The sequence below is a fragment of the Ohtaekwangia koreensis genome (assembly GCF_900167975.1).
Lineage (GTDB): Bacteria > Bacteroidota > Bacteroidia > Cytophagales > Cyclobacteriaceae > Ohtaekwangia > Ohtaekwangia koreensis.
The window spans coordinates 487971-505201 of the sequence record NZ_FUZU01000004.1 but is presented as its reverse complement, the minus strand read 5'-3'; the positions used below and the strand labels follow the sequence as shown (position 1 = coordinate 505201).

The 17231-nt window shown below is 42.6% G+C and carries 19 protein-coding genes; 6 read left to right on the top strand and 13 right to left on the bottom strand.

Going from position 1 to position 17231, the window contains the following annotated elements:
* Positions 1–38: 38 nt before the first annotated feature.
* Entirely contained in the window at positions 39–689 is a 651-nt protein-coding gene (pyrE, locus tag B5Y40_RS25430; RefSeq protein ID WP_079689676.1) for an orotate phosphoribosyltransferase, read from the bottom strand.
* Between the two features lie 187 nt (positions 690–876).
* Here pyrE and B5Y40_RS25425 point away from each other — a divergent pair, with 187 nt between their 5' ends.
* The gene (locus tag B5Y40_RS25425) at positions 877–1563 is read left to right on the top strand and encodes an NUDIX hydrolase (RefSeq protein ID WP_079689675.1); all 687 of its coding nucleotides are present in this window, start codon (positions 877–879) and stop codon (positions 1561–1563) included.
* Positions 1564–1633: 70 nt separating this feature from the next.
* On the opposite strand, the gene coaD is transcribed toward B5Y40_RS25425, so the two are convergent.
* The 3 genes from coaD to B5Y40_RS25410 all read right to left on the bottom strand — a co-directional run bounded on the left by coaD (position 1634) and on the right by B5Y40_RS25410 (position 3589).
* Entirely contained in the window at positions 1634–2095 is a 462-nt protein-coding gene (gene coaD / locus B5Y40_RS25420; protein WP_079689674.1) for a pantetheine-phosphate adenylyltransferase, read from the bottom strand.
* Between the two features lie 8 nt (positions 2096–2103).
* Positions 2104–2991 (bottom strand): DUF3822 family protein, encoded by an 888-nt coding sequence (locus B5Y40_RS25415; protein WP_159453811.1) that lies wholly within the window; start codon positions 2989–2991, stop codon positions 2104–2106.
* A gap of 133 nt (positions 2992–3124) precedes the next feature.
* A complete protein-coding gene (locus B5Y40_RS25410; RefSeq protein ID WP_079689672.1) occupies positions 3125–3589 on the bottom strand; it encodes an NUDIX domain-containing protein in 465 nt (154 codons plus the stop codon).
* A 121-nt stretch (positions 3590–3710) separates the two neighbouring features.
* Between B5Y40_RS25410 and B5Y40_RS25405 the strand changes: the two genes are divergently transcribed.
* Positions 3711–4121, top strand: a complete 411-nt coding sequence (locus B5Y40_RS25405) for a DUF1573 domain-containing protein (RefSeq protein ID WP_079689671.1) — start codon at positions 3711–3713, stop codon at positions 4119–4121.
* Positions 4122–4169: 48 nt separating this feature from the next.
* On the opposite strand, the gene B5Y40_RS25400 is transcribed toward B5Y40_RS25405, so the two are convergent.
* Together B5Y40_RS25400 and B5Y40_RS25395 are read right to left on the bottom strand one after the other, a co-directional pair.
* Positions 4170–4547 (bottom strand): DUF423 domain-containing protein, encoded by a 378-nt coding sequence (locus B5Y40_RS25400; RefSeq protein WP_079689670.1) that lies wholly within the window; start codon positions 4545–4547, stop codon positions 4170–4172.
* Positions 4548–4595: 48 nt separating this feature from the next.
* Entirely contained in the window at positions 4596–5267 is a 672-nt protein-coding gene (locus B5Y40_RS25395; protein ID WP_079689669.1) for a YggS family pyridoxal phosphate-dependent enzyme, read from the bottom strand.
* A 116-nt stretch (positions 5268–5383) separates the two neighbouring features.
* Between B5Y40_RS25395 and B5Y40_RS25390 the strand changes: the two genes are divergently transcribed.
* Together B5Y40_RS25390 and B5Y40_RS25385 are read left to right on the top strand one after the other, a co-directional pair.
* Positions 5384–6940, top strand: a complete 1557-nt coding sequence (locus tag B5Y40_RS25390) for a GH3 family acyl-acid amido synthetase (protein ID WP_079689668.1) — start codon at positions 5384–5386, stop codon at positions 6938–6940.
* Entirely contained in the window at positions 6924–7553 is a 630-nt protein-coding gene (locus B5Y40_RS25385; protein ID WP_159453809.1) for a LysE family translocator, read from the top strand. The genes B5Y40_RS25390 and B5Y40_RS25385 overlap by 17 nt, the downstream gene beginning before the upstream one ends.
* Before the next feature lie 126 nt (positions 7554–7679).
* Here B5Y40_RS25385 and B5Y40_RS25380 read toward each other — a convergent pair whose 3' ends face one another.
* From B5Y40_RS25380 to B5Y40_RS25370, 3 genes are read right to left on the bottom strand one after another with little or no spacing between them, the layout of a single operon-like run.
* Positions 7680–8723, bottom strand: coding sequence for a vWA domain-containing protein (locus tag B5Y40_RS25380; RefSeq protein WP_079689666.1), 1044 nt, complete (start codon positions 8721–8723; stop codon positions 7680–7682).
* The gene (locus B5Y40_RS25375) at positions 8716–9660 is read right to left on the bottom strand and encodes a hypothetical protein (protein ID WP_079689665.1); all 945 of its coding nucleotides are present in this window, start codon (positions 9658–9660) and stop codon (positions 8716–8718) included. Before B5Y40_RS25375 ends, B5Y40_RS25380 begins: the two co-directional genes overlap by 8 nt.
* Positions 9657–10535 (bottom strand): DUF58 domain-containing protein, encoded by an 879-nt coding sequence (locus B5Y40_RS25370; RefSeq protein WP_079689664.1) that lies wholly within the window; start codon positions 10533–10535, stop codon positions 9657–9659. The genes B5Y40_RS25375 and B5Y40_RS25370 overlap by 4 nt, the downstream gene beginning before the upstream one ends.
* Before the next feature lie 200 nt (positions 10536–10735).
* Here B5Y40_RS25370 and B5Y40_RS25365 point away from each other — a divergent pair, with 200 nt between their 5' ends.
* Together B5Y40_RS25365 and B5Y40_RS25360 are read left to right on the top strand one after the other, a co-directional pair.
* Complete coding sequence (locus B5Y40_RS25365; protein WP_079689663.1) at positions 10736–11113, top strand: DUF4296 domain-containing protein; 378 nt, start codon at positions 10736–10738, stop codon at positions 11111–11113.
* Positions 11110–13476, top strand: a complete 2367-nt coding sequence (locus B5Y40_RS25360) for an endonuclease MutS2 (protein WP_079689662.1) — start codon at positions 11110–11112, stop codon at positions 13474–13476. The genes B5Y40_RS25365 and B5Y40_RS25360 overlap by 4 nt, the downstream gene beginning before the upstream one ends.
* Before the next feature lie 100 nt (positions 13477–13576).
* On the opposite strand, the gene B5Y40_RS25355 is transcribed toward B5Y40_RS25360, so the two are convergent.
* The 4 genes from B5Y40_RS25355 to B5Y40_RS25340 all read right to left on the bottom strand — a co-directional run bounded on the left by B5Y40_RS25355 (position 13577) and on the right by B5Y40_RS25340 (position 17108).
* Positions 13577–14080: a hypothetical protein gene (locus B5Y40_RS25355; protein ID WP_079689661.1), complete on the bottom strand. Its 504-nt coding sequence runs from the start codon at positions 14078–14080 to the stop codon at positions 13577–13579.
* A 121-nt stretch (positions 14081–14201) separates the two neighbouring features.
* On the bottom strand, positions 14202–14873 hold the full coding sequence (locus tag B5Y40_RS25350) for an ABC transporter ATP-binding protein (protein WP_079689660.1): 672 nt from the start codon (positions 14871–14873) through the stop codon (positions 14202–14204).
* A 52-nt stretch (positions 14874–14925) separates the two neighbouring features.
* On the bottom strand, positions 14926–15714 hold the full coding sequence (gene lpxA, locus B5Y40_RS25345; RefSeq protein WP_079689659.1) for an acyl-ACP--UDP-N-acetylglucosamine O-acyltransferase: 789 nt from the start codon (positions 15712–15714) through the stop codon (positions 14926–14928).
* Positions 15711–17108 (bottom strand): bifunctional UDP-3-O-[3-hydroxymyristoyl] N-acetylglucosamine deacetylase/3-hydroxyacyl-ACP dehydratase, encoded by a 1398-nt coding sequence (locus B5Y40_RS25340; RefSeq protein ID WP_079689658.1) that lies wholly within the window; start codon positions 17106–17108, stop codon positions 15711–15713. The genes lpxA and B5Y40_RS25340 overlap by 4 nt, the downstream gene beginning before the upstream one ends.
* Positions 17109–17231 lie beyond the last annotated feature (123 nt).

The following is a 17231-nucleotide window of genomic DNA, read 5'->3' as shown; positions in this document are numbered from 1 at the left end:
ATAGCTGAATGTGCTCAATGAAAATTGAAGCTATTTTACTATGGTTTCCAGTTGGAAGGATCAACCCGCCACGCTTTCAGAGAGATCTGTTGTTCTTCTGTTATATACTGCTTATCGAGCGCGTAGTTAATCAGATAACTATAGTCGCTTAAGCTTACGAGTGAAGTATTTGCTTCGTAAAAATTACGTGTGGCAATATCGAATCCATAATTGAAAATGGAAACCATGCCCAATACATTAAAGCCAGCGTCGCGAAGAGCTTGTACCGCTTTCAGTGAACTTCCTCCCGTTGATACCAGGTCTTCAATAACAACCACTTGCTGATCTTTTGTTACTTTTCCTTCGATCAGATTTTCCATGCCGTGATCTTTCGGCTTGGGACGAACGTATAGAAAAGGAAGGTTCATGGCATCGGCTACCAATGCGCCTTGCGCGATACCTGCTGTGGCTACACCGGCTATGGATTCAGCGGAAGCAAAATTTTCGCGGATGGCTTGAACCAGACCTTCGCGAATGGCCGAGCGCACCTCCGGAAAGGAAAGTGAAAGCCGGTTGTCGCAGTAGATCGGTGACTTCCATCCGGAAGCCCATGTAAAAGGTTTTTGTAAGTTGAGCTTGATGGCCTGAATTTGTAGTAGCATGGAAGCTACTTTACTGGCAGTTTGTTCCTGTACTTTTATAATAGGCATAGGTCCGAAAGTTATCACTAAAATTTGAATCAGGGTATCGGAAGCGCGATCAGGAGTCTTTTCAAAAATAAATTTTCCCTCATCCCAAGGCGTGAAGCCCTAGTTTGAAAATCTTTTTTAAAACCGCTTGCCAGCTTCCAAATAATTTATTCTTTTGCGGGCATGGTGAGGGCGTAAACTGTACGGTATGATCATTTTTATCAACGACATTCCAGTAAGAATTTTGAGATCCACTGAGACGCCCGATGGTGGCCGTATTAATCATACGGTAGATGCGGCTATAACTACGATCACACAGGCAAGTCTTATCCATCATGTATGGATCAAGAATGTGGGCGAATCGGAAATAGATACTATTCTTGGTTTTTTGGATTCAAAGATTCCTACCGGAGTGCTTTCTTTAGCTTTGTCTGTAATGGATTACGATTCGATAAGAGTTTATATCCGGAGCAAATTCAAAATAATAAAGGCAGCGGGTGGTGTAATTCGTAAGAAGGACAAGTTCCTGATGATTTACAGAATGAAGAAGTGGGATCTGCCGAAAGGCAAGAAGGAGAAAGGTGAACGCTATAAAGAGACCGCTGTTCGTGAAGTAGAGGAGGAGTGCAATGTTACCGTGCGCCTCGGAAAAAAAGTTTGTACCACCTGGCATACCTATACCATGAATAAAAATGCCATGATGAAGAAGACACGCTGGTATATCATGGACCTGGTAGATGATTCACGCATGCGCCCTGCTACCGAAGAGGATATAGAAGAAGCCCGTTGGATGAGCAGCAAAGAAGTATACCATGCCCTCGAGCATTCCTATAAATCCATTAACTACGTTATGGAGAAATACTACGAAAAAGTAGAGCTCAAGCCAACACGATAATATATCTATATTTCAGTTGGAATATAGATATAGTATTGTTGATGAATTGGTTTGAGTATAGAGCGAAAGATTAGCTCAGTTTATAGGGAATGAATTGCGATACATCTCCGCCATACTTGTGTACTTCGCGAACGATGGACGAACTGATCCATGCCAGTTGTGGTGTAGTAATGAGAAACACCGATTCGAGATCTTCGTATAATTTTCGATTTACCTGCGATATACTGTTTTCGTATTCAAAATCTGTAGTGTTACGCAGGCCGCGTAATAAAAATTGAGCACCTTGTTTCCGCGCATACTCTGCTGTAAGTTCAGAATACGTAAGTACTTTGATAGCAGGATATTTTTCAAACGTCTGCTGAATTTTCCCGATCATCATATCAATCGGAAAATAACGATTGCTCTTTTGTGTATTGTAACCGATCGCAATAATGATCTCATCAAACACTTGCAGGCCACGCAATACTATATCTTCGTGTCCTTTGGTAAAAGGATCAAACGAGCCAGGGAAGAGTGCAATACGTTTAGTCATGACTATAATTACTCCATCAGGTAGATGCTGTAAAGATCAAAGAAGTGGTGATCCTGCAATTCATCAAATGCATATCCGAAGGATAAGTTTCCAGGTCTGTTCCCGAAAATTACATTGTTGATGTATTTATAGAGTTCGTTATAATGAGGTGAATTCTTACCGATATATCCCCACAACACTACCTGACTTATTTGCTGGTTCATGTTGAGTGATTTCATCACCAGCATTATATACTTCACGTAATCGGAGAACTCTTTTATCGCAAACTGATTATAGTATATCAGCTTACCATCCTTGCATGAAAGGATATGTAACTTGAAACGATCTACATATATATAGAGCGGATTATCTTTACGGGATAAAGAAGCTTTCAGAGTTCCTTCGATCAGTGCTGCAGACTGGTGTGTAAAGATTGGTCTGTTGTTAGGGTATAGACCATCGAGCCAGTTTTTCAGATCCTTGTTTACGGCAAAAACCGTGACAGCTTGGGTAGCCGGGTTTGTCGTGGACAGGAAATCTTCTTTCAGTGGATCGACCGGTGCATTGAACTTCAGGTAATCGGCCATGGACTCTTCCGCGAACAACGCCTGAGGTACCTGAACAAATTTCTGACTCTTTAATGATATACTTATCTTCTTCCAGAAGCCCGCCTTTAACAATGCGTGCGAATCGAATAACTGATCAAGCAGATGAAGTAACTCATCGTGTGAAGTTAAATTAGGAAGAACAAAATCTTCCAGCAACAGAACCCGGCTTTCATCGGGTTCAATCACACAGATCTGAAAGTCACGAGTGCCAAGATGAATTAGCAAATGATATTGATGAATAAACTCTTCATCGAAACGTTCATCCCGTACTTTCTTGATGAGCTTATAATTGAGCGTGGTTGTTTGCAAAGTAATTTCCTGTTTTCCGCTTGTAAGTTAGATCAAGGGTGAACCACTTTTTGAAAAGCAAAAAGTTCCGGGTTCTTTGCAATAATAAAGATTTTAGAGGGTAAATCACAAAACAGATTGTACAGAAGCACAATTAAAGCGTGTAAAATCCATTTAGTGTGCGGATATCATTGGCGCTGCGAATCATTCGGAATATACCGTGCACCTGATCTTGCGGCATATCTAGTATTTCTTTGATGGTGAAAAATGCGGCACCTTGGATGAGCGGAAGCTCCGGATCTTTACCCGTCTGCAATTCCCCTGACAATCGGGTAGCTTCAAAAAATAATTCTATAGCATGAAGCGGATCTTGTATATACTCACAGCCGAAAAGAAATTTTCCGGGCTTTACAATGAGATTGGTTTCTTCCATGAACTCACGCTTCAACCCAGCCTCCAACGACTCGCCAAATTCAACACCACCTCCCGGCGGAGCCCAGAAATCGCTTTCCTTCAGATCTTTATGATTTACCATTAACAATTTGTCCGTGTGCCAGCATAACCCGCAAACTCTTATTCTGACACGGTTTCCATAAACTCTGGCGATTTCTGCGTCCATTCCGGTTACATGTTTAGTTAATTCGCGATCGAAGATAAAGTCACGAAAAGGATGTCAGAAATTTCGCTTTTTCTGGCAAAATTGTTGAAGTGAAGTGTTTAAATTTGTAAAAAAATAAGATATGAAGAAGTATTTGGTATTAGTGGTTATGCTGGGATTAGCCGTTGGAGCTTTCGCCCAGTCTGCAAAGGCTAGCGGACCTGTTATCGCGTTTGAAAAAAAGACGCACGATTTCGGTCAGATCGTTCAGGGTGATAAAGTTGAACAGGTTTTCAAGTTCACCAATACTGGTAATGAACCGTTGATCATTACAAACGTACAGGTTACATGTGGTTGTACTACTCCTAAAGGCTGGCCACGTGATCCGATCCAACCCGGTGGAAAAGGTGAAATTACAATAGCATTTAACAGTGCCGGTAAAATCGGCCGTCAGGATAAAGTTGTTACAATCGTTTCGAATGCAAGCAACTCAGATGACGCAAAGATATCTTTCACAACGCAGGTTGTAGAAAAGAAAGAGCAGCCTCAATAAGGTCTCTTCGAAAGATTAAAACAAAAAAATAAGGTCTCGTAAGAGACCTTATTTTTTTGCTGCTATACCAAGCAGCAAGAAAAGCCATCCCAGGATCAGGAACACACCGCCTATAGGTGTAATAATTCCTATACCGCCCAGAGTAACAAAGCAAAGTAAATATAGGCTTCCGCTGAAAAACACAGTACCGATCAACATAAACAAAGACGCATATTCCAGTTTCTTGCCCGGTATAAATTGCTGCAGAATTCCGATTGCCAGCAAAGCCAGTGTGTGATAAAACTGATAGCGTGTGGCAAGTTCATATACCTCAAACTTTCCGGCTGCTACAAGCGAAGGTTTTAACGCATGTGCACCAAAGGCACCGATGGTTACCGCCAGTGCGCCCAATACCGATGCTGCCAGTAATGTATTCCGTTGATTCATGATTTAGCTTTCGTGTTGACTATATTTAATGTATATACTTCTGTGGCACTATGTATAACTACGCTCTCCAAATATAGCAGAGCCCACCCGTATCATCGTGCTTCCTTCTTCCAGGGCAACCTGGTAATCACTGCTCATGCCCATTGAAAGATGACGCATACTTACAGCTGGTGGCAATGACGAAGCTTTAAGTTTTTCGAAGAATCCTCTCAAACCTCTGAACTCCCTTCGAATCTGTTCCTTGTTTTCTGTGAACGTTGCCATTCCCATCAGCCCTGTAATGGTAACGTTGGTCAACTTATGGAATTCATCAGACGCAAGTAAAGCCGTTACTTCATCCTCAGAGAAACCAAATTTCGTTTCTTCTTCAGCGATGTGTAATTGCAGGAGACACGGTATGGTACGATCGACTTTCTGAGCCTGCTTATTTACTTCTTCCAGCAACTTGAAACTATCAATGGAGTGAATCAAGTGCACGAAGGGAGCAATGTATTTTACTTTATTGGTTTGCAAGTGGCCGATTAAATGCCATTGAATATCTTTTGGAAGCGCTTCGTATTTTGGAACAAGTTCCTGCACTTTATTCTCCGCAAATACACGGTGCCTTGCATCGTACGCTTCCTGGATCGCTTCTGTTGGTTTTGTTTTACTTACCGCAATCAATTGACAATCAGGTGGCAAATTCTCAAGAAAGAACTGAAGGTTACTTTTTATACTCATGTGCGTTTGGGGTCAGCTTTTGTCCGGTTCGATCATCCTTTATGCCATCCATTTTGTGAATGGTTAATCCAATTCCTATTTTTGGCGTTAAAATCCATCAAAGCTAACGCAAAAATATGGCGATCCTTGGAACGTTGCTGAAAAAAGGAATTCGAATTCGTGAGATGCTGGAGCAGGAATATACCTCGCCATACGATCTTCAGAAAAAGGAATTGAAAGAGCTGCTCATCACAGCCAGTCAAACGGAATTCGGAAAGCACTATAATTTCGCGGAGATTCTTCACGCATTCCGCAAAGGCGATAAAGAATTTTACAAGCGCTATAAAAACCATATACCCATCCATAACTATAATAAAATGTATGGTGACTGGTGGAAGCTTTCGCAGAAAGGTGTCAAGAATGTTTGCTGGCCTGGCCGGGTTAAATACTTTGCATTAAGCTCTGGTACATCGGAAGCATCATCGAAATATATACCGGTAACAAAAGATATGACGCAAGCTATACGCAAGACGAGCGTGCGTCAGATTCTTACGCTTTCGAAATACGACCTGGCACCCGAACTTTTTGAATCCGGTATATTGATGCTTGGCGGAAGTACTCACCTGAATCGTAAGGGAAGTTTCTTTGAAGGCGATCTCAGCGGTATACAGGCGGCACGACTTCCATTCTGGTTTCAGCATTTTTATAAGCCTGGAAAGAAAATCGCGCGCACCCGTAACTGGGATGCCAAGCTCGATGAAATCGCCCGTAACGCAACCGAGTGGGATATAGGTATAGTAGTAGGTGTACCGGCCTGGATCCAGATCCTGATGGAGAAGATCATCAAGTATCACCGCGTTAATAATATACATGAAATATGGCCGAATCTCCGGGTATATGTACACGGTGGTGTGTCGTTCGATCCCTATAGAAAAGGATTTGAAAAATTGTTAGGCCGTCCGATTTTTTATATAGAGACATACCTTGCCTCTGAAGGCTTTATCGCTTTCCAGGCGTATCCGAACAAGCGTACTATGCGGCTTGTATTGAACAATGGTATATTCTATGAGTTCGTACCGTTTGAAGCGAAGAACTTCGATTCGAATGGTGAGATACATGCTGACGCAGAGACACTCATGATCGATGAAGTAGAAGAAGGTAAAGAGTACGCTATATTACTTTCTTCATGTGCAGGGGCATGGCGATACCTGATCGGTGACGTAATCAAATTTACTTCACTGGAAGAAGCAGAGATCGTAATCACAGGTCGCACAAAACACTTCCTGAGCTTGTGTGGTGAGCACCTTTCGGTGGATAACATGAACAAGGCTATAGAACTTGTTTCCAACGATTTTAATATTACCATTCCGGAATTTACAGTTGCCGGTATACCATACGATTCACTCTTTGGACACCATTGGTTTATAGGTACAGATGATAAAGTAGATCCGAAAGCATTGAAAGAAAAAATTGATCAACATCTCAAAGAGTTAAATGATGACTATGCCGTAGAGCGTAGCGCAGCGTTGAAAGAAGTATTGGTAGATGTAGTTCCGGTGAAAACTTTTTATAGCTGGATGGAATCAAAAGGTAAGGTAGGAGGGCAGAATAAATTTCCACGCGTAATAAAAAATGCGCAGCTGGAAGATTGGAAAACGTTTCTGCAAAATCACACCAATGGAAATCGTTCTTAACGGAATTATCTCCGGCATTGTACTCGCATTTTTGATCGGGCCGGTTTTCTTCACCATTATTCAAACCAGCATCGAGCGTGGTTTTACCAGTGGTGTATTTGTAGCGGTAGGTGTATCCTTCAGCGATGCACTGTATATATTCGTTTCATACCTGGGTTTGGTGCAATTCATGGAGACTGAAAGCTTCAGGCATTACCTGGCATATGGAGGTGGTATAGTATTGCTCTTGTTTGGTTTATATTACTTGCTGATCAAGAGTAAAAAGCTGGTACATTACGATCCACAGAAAATTGAAGCACGCAGTTGGTGGAGGCTTGCCGCAAAAGGTTTTATCATTAACGGATTAAGTCCGATGGTACTCTTCTTTTGGATTGCCACCGTTGGTGTTGCAACCACACAGTTAAACTATAATACGAATCGCGAAGCCTTTATCTTTTTCTCATCTATCGTTGGGACTGTATTTATTACGGATACAATCAAAGCCAAGCTTGCCGATAAACTACGGCTGGTCATGACCCCCATCGTAATTCGGGTTATGAATATAGTATTGGGAATCGTACTCGTGATTTTTGCAGGGAGACTAATTCTTTTCCCGGATAATATACCGCACTAAAATTTTGTGTTCAGGTCAGTGAAGTTTAGCCATGCACTGGCTATTCAAATTATAGTATATATCCACGAATGAGCAACCTGCATTAAAACTCTGGCAATAGGAAACTAAAGCTGCAGCTTAAAAAAATTAGTCTTGCAACACATTGGTAATAAACGTAGACTTCAGCAGCAGCCACAGCAGGAAGAAAGCAACGGCCCAATGCAGGTATATCACATAGTAATCGGAAGTATCCTTAAAGCGCGTCTCCTTAATTTCGGCTTTCTCATATTTGTCGATACGTGAAAAAACCTGTTCAAGAGCTTTGTTATCTGCTGCGCGAAAGAATTGTCCACCACCGATGTCGGCCATTTTGCGCATGGTAGTTTCATCAATGGTGTTTTCGATCATCTGCGGGCGACCAAAGAAATCTTTACCATAAGGTACCATACCCTCTTTACCCACTACAATAGTATATATCTTGATTCCATAGGCGCTCGCAAGTTCTGCTGCCGTAATGGGATCGATGTTGCCCGATGTATTTTCACCATCACTCAATAAGATACATACTTTTGATTTTGTCTCCGATTCGCCCATACGATTGGTAACAACCGCCATGGCACTTCCGATAGCAGTACCTTTTGTTTCGATCAACTCGAATGTTATTTCATTTAGGTACGAGCGCAACAATTCATAGTCCGTTGTAAGAGGCGACATAGAGAAAGCATCTCCTGCAAAAACTACTAACCCGATTCGATCCTGTACACGACCGTTTATAAAGTTACGCGCAACTTCTTTCGCGGCTTCAAGGCGGTTGGGAGTAAAGTCTTCAATCATCATCGACTGCGAAATATCAAGCGCAATCATGATATCTATACCTTCTGTCCATTGCTCTACTTTTTCATTTGTCTTTTGCGGACGCGCCAAACCCATGAGTACAAATGCCAAGACAAACATTAATAAAACCTCCGGCAAAAGGCGAATCAGGTTGATAGGCGAAACATGAAAATCTTTTTGCGTTACCGCGATGGGTAATTTCTGATTGAATTTATTTCGCAGCAACCAACGGAGTATAAATAATACAGGTATAGCAATCAGCAGGTATAGAAAAATCTTATTCTCCCATGTGAATGAACGCAAGGTTGAAGGTGTGAACCAGTCGAATGAATACCATGGAGTGAGATCTTTATCCATTTTTTACCTCCTGTAGTTTTGAGTGGAAGCGTTGATCTGCAACAGCTTTCAGATTTTCTAACGGTTCAACTACATTGGCATTATGTCCATAAATAGCCCCGTCAATGGTCTGAAGGTTTTTGATGAGCGATTCATCCTTAAAGAAATTTCGTGCTTCACGCGTAGTGAGTTTGGTATAGGGGCGTGCTTCAAGTTGCTCCATATATAGTTTCCAATGGGCCAGGGCTGCTTCTGTCGTTACCGTTGAAAAAGTATTGCGTAATGCAGCGACTTCGCGCATATAGCTTTCCACAAATTTACGATGAGCCTCCACCATTCTTTTGATACGGAAATGTCGCCTGATCTTTTTGCCGAAACCAAACCACGCTACTGCCGCGATGATAACAATGATCACGACAGCAATAATAAATATAGGATAGTTGAACTGCTTGGGAACATTGTGATACGCTATACTTGCCCTTAGAGGAAGCTTGTTGATCGGTATAGTATCGAGGCTGAAATCTACCAGTTGGGTAACCAGGATTGTATCCTGGTTTGAATGAAAAATTATGCTGTCGCCAGGGATCACCTGGTATACAGGCAGACTGAAATACTGTTGGCGTCCGATCTCAAATGTACTGATGTTATAGATTACGCTATCGTAACTGATTCCACCTTCCGTGTTGGTGGGAGAGTAATTTTTACTCTCGAATTCAAACGGAGCATAGTTATAGGATGAATCCGGAAATACAATATTCAGATCTTTAGGATATCGCGCAGTAAGATAAAACCTCACAGGTTTGCCGATATATAGGCTGTCTTCAAAGAAGCCAGCGGTTACACGTACAGATTTTGTTTTATCCTGTGCATATACCGAACCTGCAGAGAGGAAGCATAGTATACAGAGAAATATAGGGAACAATAAAATCCGGATGGTCTTCACAAGGCTACCAATCATGTTGTCTTCAAGGATTTATTCCGAACTTTAAATAAACGCAGCAACTTTGGTACATAGTCTTCATCGGTATCGAGTGAAATAAAATTGATCTCATTCTTGCGGCTGAATTTTTGTAACTCTTCTTTTCGAAGGTCGTGTCGCTTGCTGATCTTTTGTCTGAAATCTCCAAACGATGTGTTGATCCACAACGTGCGCTGACTTTCTTTATCAATCACCGGAATGATACCAAGCTTTGGTAAGCGAGTCTCACGCTTGTCGCTGATATGAATAACTACGAGATCGTGACGTCTGGCAAGGGCCCGCATGTTATCAAAGTACCCTTCATCAATAAAGTCAGAGATCAGTATAACAACGCTTCTGCGTCTGATCGCATTCAAGGCAAATGATATAGCTTTCGAAAGGTTTGTCTTCAGTGATTTGGGTTTTAAGTTCGCCAGCGTACTGATGATCTCGTATCCCTGTGAATGACCTTTGACGGGTTTTAGAAATTTTTCCTTTACATCCGAGAAGCAGATCAACCCTACATGACTGGATTCTTTCACAGCAGAAAGCGTCAACACTCCACAGATCTCTCTGCCTATATCCGCTTTTGTTTTTCCCGGACTCCCTATATCTTCGGAAGCACTCACATCCAGTATAAAGAAAACCGTTTGCTCTTTTTCTTCCCGATAGGTTTTTACAAATGTACCATGACCTTTTGCTGAAACCGTCCAGTGAATGGTACGTACATCATCGCCATACTGGTATGGTCTTACATCATCAAACTCAAGACCTGAGCCTTTAAAAACGGAATGGAAATCCCCTTGCATCTGGCTGTTGATTGCCTTGCGTATCTGGATCTCGTACCTCCGTAATTTTTTTAGCAAATCCTTCATGAGTCGTTAAACGTTATCGTTAACTGCAGGTGTGAGCGTGAGTGTGATGTGGTTCTATAAAATGTAACAGAACCATGGCAAAGTTATTGTTATACATCCAACCAGGTTGTGGTTAGGGTGCAACAGATTACCGTTAACTCCAAAAATAGAACAATTATGATTATTTTGCCCCACCTAAAGCAGGGGATGGCTATTAAAAGATGACAAGAGGTTTTAAATATTATACGACTGCTTCCGTTGTGACACTGTTCATGACGGTTGTTTTGTCATGCTCAACCAAAGAGAAAGCGCCAAAAGAAATCCTGGAGAAAGAAGTGATGGTGAAAACCATTGAAGAGATATTGCTCACGGAAGAGAAAGTGAACAGGCTTCATCTTTCAACGGACTCCGGTAAAAAGGTTTTTGATGTCCTGCGGGGCAAGGTTTTTAAAAAGACAGGTATACCGGATTCTGTTTTTGCAAATTCCATGAACTATTACATGGATCATCCCAAAGAATTGGAACAAATATATACAGCGCTTGTTGACTCTTTGAATCTCAAAGAGCAAAAAGCATCCGTCCGTCCGACAACACAATGATTTACCCGAACGAGTTTGAAGATAAATTAGGCTTCGTACAAATACGACAGAAGCTGAAAGCATATTGCCTTTCAGATTCCGGAGCTACATGGGTTGACCGAATGCGCTTTAGCACAGAGGTTGACTTCATCCGCATTTTATTAAAGCAGAACCTTGAGTTTTTACAGATACTGGAGAAGGGCGAACCTTTTCCTTCACGTTATTTTTTCGACCCCACCGAATGGATACAGAAGATTACACTCGAAGGAAATTGGCTCGAGGCTGACGAATTTTTGAACCTCGCATATTCCCTGGAAACAATTATTGCATGCAAGGCCTTTCTGAATAAATCGAAAGAGATATACCCTGAACTATATAAGCTGGTTGAACCGGTTGCCGTAACGGCTTCATTGGCGCAATCTGTTTTTATAAAGATTGATGATAAAGCGCAGGTTCGTGATTCCGCCAGCCCGGACCTTGGGCGCTTACGAAAAAAACTTCGCGATGAACAGGCGCGTTTACGGAAGTTGGCTGACCAGATTTTTAGAACGGCCGTAGAGGAGAAGTGGGTTCCGGAAGGTGCACTGCCTACGATTCGTGAAGGGCGCGTGGTGATTCCGCTTCAGGCAGAACATAAGCGCAAGCTGAAGGGATTTATACTCGATGAGTCTGCTACCGGCCAGACGGTTTTCATGGAGCCAACGGAGATGCTGGACGCCAATAACGAGATCCGCGATCTGGAGCATGCAGAGAAGCGGGAAGTGATTCGGATTCTCAAAGAGCTTACAGATGAATTCCGTTTACAGCTTCCGGTTTTGAAAACTGCATTTCAATTTCTGGCGCAGATCGATTTTATACGCGCCAAGGCGAAGTTCTCCCAGGAAATTCATGCGGAGCATCCCATCATTGAAAAGCAACCTGAACTCGTCTGGTATACTGCGAAACATCCGTTGCTATACCTGAGCTTGAAGGGCAAACGCGAGATTGTTCCGCTAAATATAGAGCTTGACCAGCAAGACCGGTTACTGCTCGTGTCCGGACCTAATGCCGGTGGTAAATCGGTTTGTTTAAAGACTGTAGGGTTACTTCAATACATGGTGCAGTGCGGTTTGTTGATTCCTGTATCGGAGCGATCGCGCGTTGGTATATTTCAGGATATACTATTGGATATAGGTGATCAGCAGTCGATCGAGAACGATCTGAGTACCTATAGCAGTCACCTTCGAAATATGAAGACCTTCATTCAATCTGCCAATAGCAAATCGTTGGTGCTGATGGATGAACTTGGCTCCGGAACGGATCCGAATTTTGGAGGCGCTATAGCGCAGGCTATACTGGAAGAATTGCTTCGGAAAAGAGTATGGGGCGTTGCTACAACGCACTACTATAACTTAAAATTATTCGCAGGCCAACGGCAGGGTATACGCAATGCAGCCATGCGTTTTGATGATATGAACCTTGAACCGCTATATGTATTGGATATAGGAAAGCCTGGAAGTTCTTTCGCTCTGGAGATTGCGCGCAAGATTGGCCTTCCGCAAAATACGTTGCAAGAAGCTGAAAAGCTTGTCGGTAAAGATCTCGCAGGCTTTGAAAAACTCGTGCGTTCTCTCGAAAAAGAGAAGCAGCTGTTGACGGAGAAAACAAAAAAGCTCGAGCGTCATGAAAGCGAATTGAAACAGTCGCTTACGAAATACCAGACACTTTCCACCGAACTTGAAACGCGCAAGAAGGAGATTATTAACAAAGCAAAGGAAGAAGCTTCGAATTTGTTGAAAGATACCAATCGCGAAATAGAAAAAACAATTCGTCACATTCGTGCGAACCAGGCGCATAAGCAGGAGACTCAAAAGGTTCGTAGAAATCTGCAGAGTCTCACGCAGCGTGTAGAGCCATTACCTGTAAAGGTTGAGAAGCGAACAGAAGGTGACTTAAAGGACGGCGACCGTGTACGAATTATAGGGCAGGATAGCAGTGGTGTAATTCTAAGCATTCAGGGTAAGAATGCTACAGTGCAATTCGGAGAACTGAAATCTGTAGCTAAGCTCGATAAGCTTGAGAAAATCACAGGCACTGTTGAAAGAGAAATCGCGACCAAACTGCGTACGTCCGGTATAAATGTTCATGAGAAGCGTACAAATTTTAGTGATACACTTGACGTGCGCGGCAAACGTGTTGATGAACTATTTTCGTTGCTGGATCAATTCATGGACACCGCTATATTATTAGGACAAGGAGAGTTGAAAGTGCTGCACGGTAAAGGTGAAGGCGTTCTGCGTAAAGTAGTACGCGATCATTTGAAGCGGTACAAAGAGGTTGCTTCAATGAAAGACGAACACATCGAGCGTGGAGGGGACGGTATTACAGTGATTGTACTCAAATAAGTAGATCTATACTATAGATTACAGGTATAGATGAATTGATATAAAAAAGAAAGGCTTTCTCATCTGAGAAAGCCTTTTGTTATTTTAGATACGGGTAAGTCTACTTTGTAAATACAAACTCCCAGGGACCTCCTACAGATTCAGTTCTGCCAACTACGTATCCTGAGCCGGCATATGTAAATTGAACCGTAAGTGTTTTCGAATCTGCTGACAATGTATACGCTACTGTTACATCTGCTGATCCATCGAGTTCACTATCCAAACGGACAATACTGCTGGTAACAGGAGAACCAAACTTCCAGCTTCCGCCTGAAGGCCATGGGCTGGCATTTACCTGGCTGCTTGAAGTAACAGCATAGCTATACTTTCCACCTGCGCTATAGTTACCTGAAAATGTAAGTTTCAAAGCTGAACCATCAAACCGGTCATCGCCTGCACCATCAAACTGAACAGAAGATTCTGTAAGCGTCCAGGTACCTTTTAATTTATCAAGTTGAGTTTCTTCTGGTGTTTTATCGTCACCATCATCGCCTCCACAACTGGCAAAAAATACAGCCGCACTAACGAGGATAAGGAGGGATAGAAGTCTAGTTAAATGTTTCATGCTTAAAATTATTATAGTTACGAATATGAGCGTAAAATTCTTAAAATCAAAAAAATCGGAGTCGTTGGCTGTCCTTTTCAGGATACTTCTTTAATAAGGTTGAGCAACTGCTTGTAACCACTTATTTATACCCCATTATATCCAATTTGTGAGCATGCGCAGGATATTCTGAAGGTTGATTGCTAGCTATAAAGAGCGCGCATTGTGGCGGTATTGAATGCAGGTTTTGCAAGTACCAATCGAAAGCCTGGTGGTCGAGATTTGTACCGGGTTCATCGAAGAAAATGATATCAGCCTCTGTGAAAAATGCCAAAGCCAGTTTTACACGTTGCCGCATACCAGACGAAAAGTTAGATATATACTTATGCCGCGCAGGAGTGAGGTACATGCGATCGATCATTTCCGGAATCGTCATGTTGTTACGACTTCGTTTCATTTTAAAATGAAATTGAAGTTGCTCCTCCAATGTAAATTCATCGATCAGATCCATATAGGGAGTGGCGATGGCAATCCGGCTGAATATATTTTCAGGAGCGATCTCAACGTCTCCGGATATATACCGGATTGTACCTTTGCTGGGTGGCATTTGTCCCCAGAGAACCTGGAGCAACGTTGATTTCCCAGAACCATTCGCGCCAGTGATAGCATACGTATTGCCTGCGCTGAAAGAATAACTCAACCCACGGAAGATCCATTCGCGGTTGAATCGTTTTCCTAAATCTTCAATTTGAATTGTGAGTGATTGACCTTTAGCAATGAACTGTTGACTGTTGGCTATCGGCTGCTGGGTCATCGCGGTCTGCTTTTATACTGAGGCTGCAAGCTATAGATGAGCCTGCAGCGTTTTAATCGTTACCTCCGTAGCCCTTCATGATGCCACGTTCGGAATTACGAACGAAATCAAGGATATAGTCACGTTCTGTACTCGCACCGATTTCCTTTTCTACCAAGTCAATGGCTTTCGAGTTATTCAGCCCCTTCAAAAAGATGAAACGATATATTTCCTGAATCTCATTAATCTTTTCAGAAGTATATCCTCGTCTGCGTAAACCAACGGTATTGATACCCGCATAGGAGAGAGGCTCGCGTGCTGCCTTTGTAAACGGAGGAACATCTTTACGCACGAGAGAACCACCACCGATGTATGCATGCGCTCCGATTTTAGAAAACTGCTGCACGGCACAAGCTCCACCAAATATAGCGAAGTCGTCAATGATCACATGGCCGGCAAGCTGTACTGTATTACCAAGAATACAATGATTACCCACCAGGCAATCATGCCCTAAGTGAGCATACGCCATGATCAGGCAATCAGTACCAACAACGGTTTTATACTTATCTACTGTTCCGCGGTTGATCGTTACGCATTCGCGGATGGTAGAACGATCTCCGATCTCAGTAGTTGTTTTTTCACCTTTGAATTTTAAGTCCTGTGGTATACCGGAAATTACAGCACCCGGAAAGATCTTGCAATCTTTTCCGATGCGTGCACCTTCCATGATCACAGCGTTAGGACCAATCCAGGATCCGTCACCGATCTCAACATCGTTTTGAACGGTAGCGAAGGGCTCAATGATAACGTTGTTACCAATTTTTGCTTCGGGGTGTACGTTTGCTAATGGATATCGGCTCATGAATCTTTGCGGACTATACTGGCGGTCATTGTTCCTTCACATACAAGCGTGTTCCCCACATATCCACGGCCACTCATTTTAGCTATACCTCGCTTGATGGGTGCTAATAAATCACATTGAATAACAATGGTATCACCAGGAAGTACCATTTTCCTGAATCTGAAATTCTCTATACCTAAGAAATAAGTCCAATAATTTTCCGGATCGGGTACAGTGTTCAGAACAAGTATACCTCCGATCTGAGCCATTGCTTCAATTTGCAGTACACCTGGAAGTACCGGATTGCCAGGGAAGTGACCTTGGAAGAATGGTTCGTTTATCGTAACGTTCTTTACACCGGCAACACTTTCGTTGTCCAGGTATATAATTTTATCGATCAGCAGGAATGGATAACGGTGTTTTAATATCGTTGATATCTTATTGATATCCATAACAGGCGGCAAGCTCGGATTATACTTTGGTCTTCCTTTCTTGTCAGCATCCTGCATGGCTTTCTTCAACTTCTTCGCGAAAGCAACATTGGCTGCGTGTCCGGGACGAGCTGCGAGTATCTGTGCTTTCAACGGACGACCTGCTAATGTCAGATCACCTACTATATCCAGCAGCTTGTGACGGGCTGGTTCATTTTTATAACGGAGTTCGATATTATTCAGAATACCTTCCTGCTTTACGGCAACTTTTGGTTTGCCAAGCATTTTCGCGATGTTATCAAGTTCATCATCCTGAACAACACGGTCTACAATTACAATCGCATTGTTCAGATCACCACCGCGGATCAGGTTGTTCTTATATAGCATTTCCAGTTCATGCAGGAAGCAGAATGTTCTGCATGACGCAATTTCTTTTTCGAACTGGCGGATGTCGGTGATTGAAGCATGTTGACTTCCCAACACCGGTGAATTATAGTCGATCATTACCGTAACACGATAATCATCTAAAGGAAGCGCAGCAATCTCTACATTGCGTGCAGTCTCACGATAGAAAAGTGGTTCCTGTACTTCGAAGAAATCACGCAGTGCATTTTGTTCTTCAGCACCGGCACCTTTTAATACTTCAACAAACTCGATAGAGCTTCCATCCATGATCGGACACTCAGGACCATCAAGTTGGATTAGCACATTATCTATTTCAAGTCCCGTGAGGGCAGCCAATGTATGTTCTATTGTACTCACCTTGGCACCGCTCTGTTCGATCGTTGTACCACGCGAAACATCTGTAACGTTATCGCAGTCAGCATCAATGATGGGAGAGCCCGGAAGATCAATGCGTTGAAATTTTACACCGTGATTAGGCTTGGCTGGCAAGAAGGTCATGTTCGTTTGAACACCTGTATGTAAACCAACCCCGGAGAGGGTCACGGACTTCTGAATTGTTTGCTGTTTTATATTAAGCATGGTCTGGAAAAGTGGGCAAAGTTAATTCCATTCTCCAGATATTCCAATTTTGGACAGGGTTTAGCCGTTTCCTGCTAAAATAAGCAGGAAATATACTTCACACGTTCAGAAAAAATTATGAAT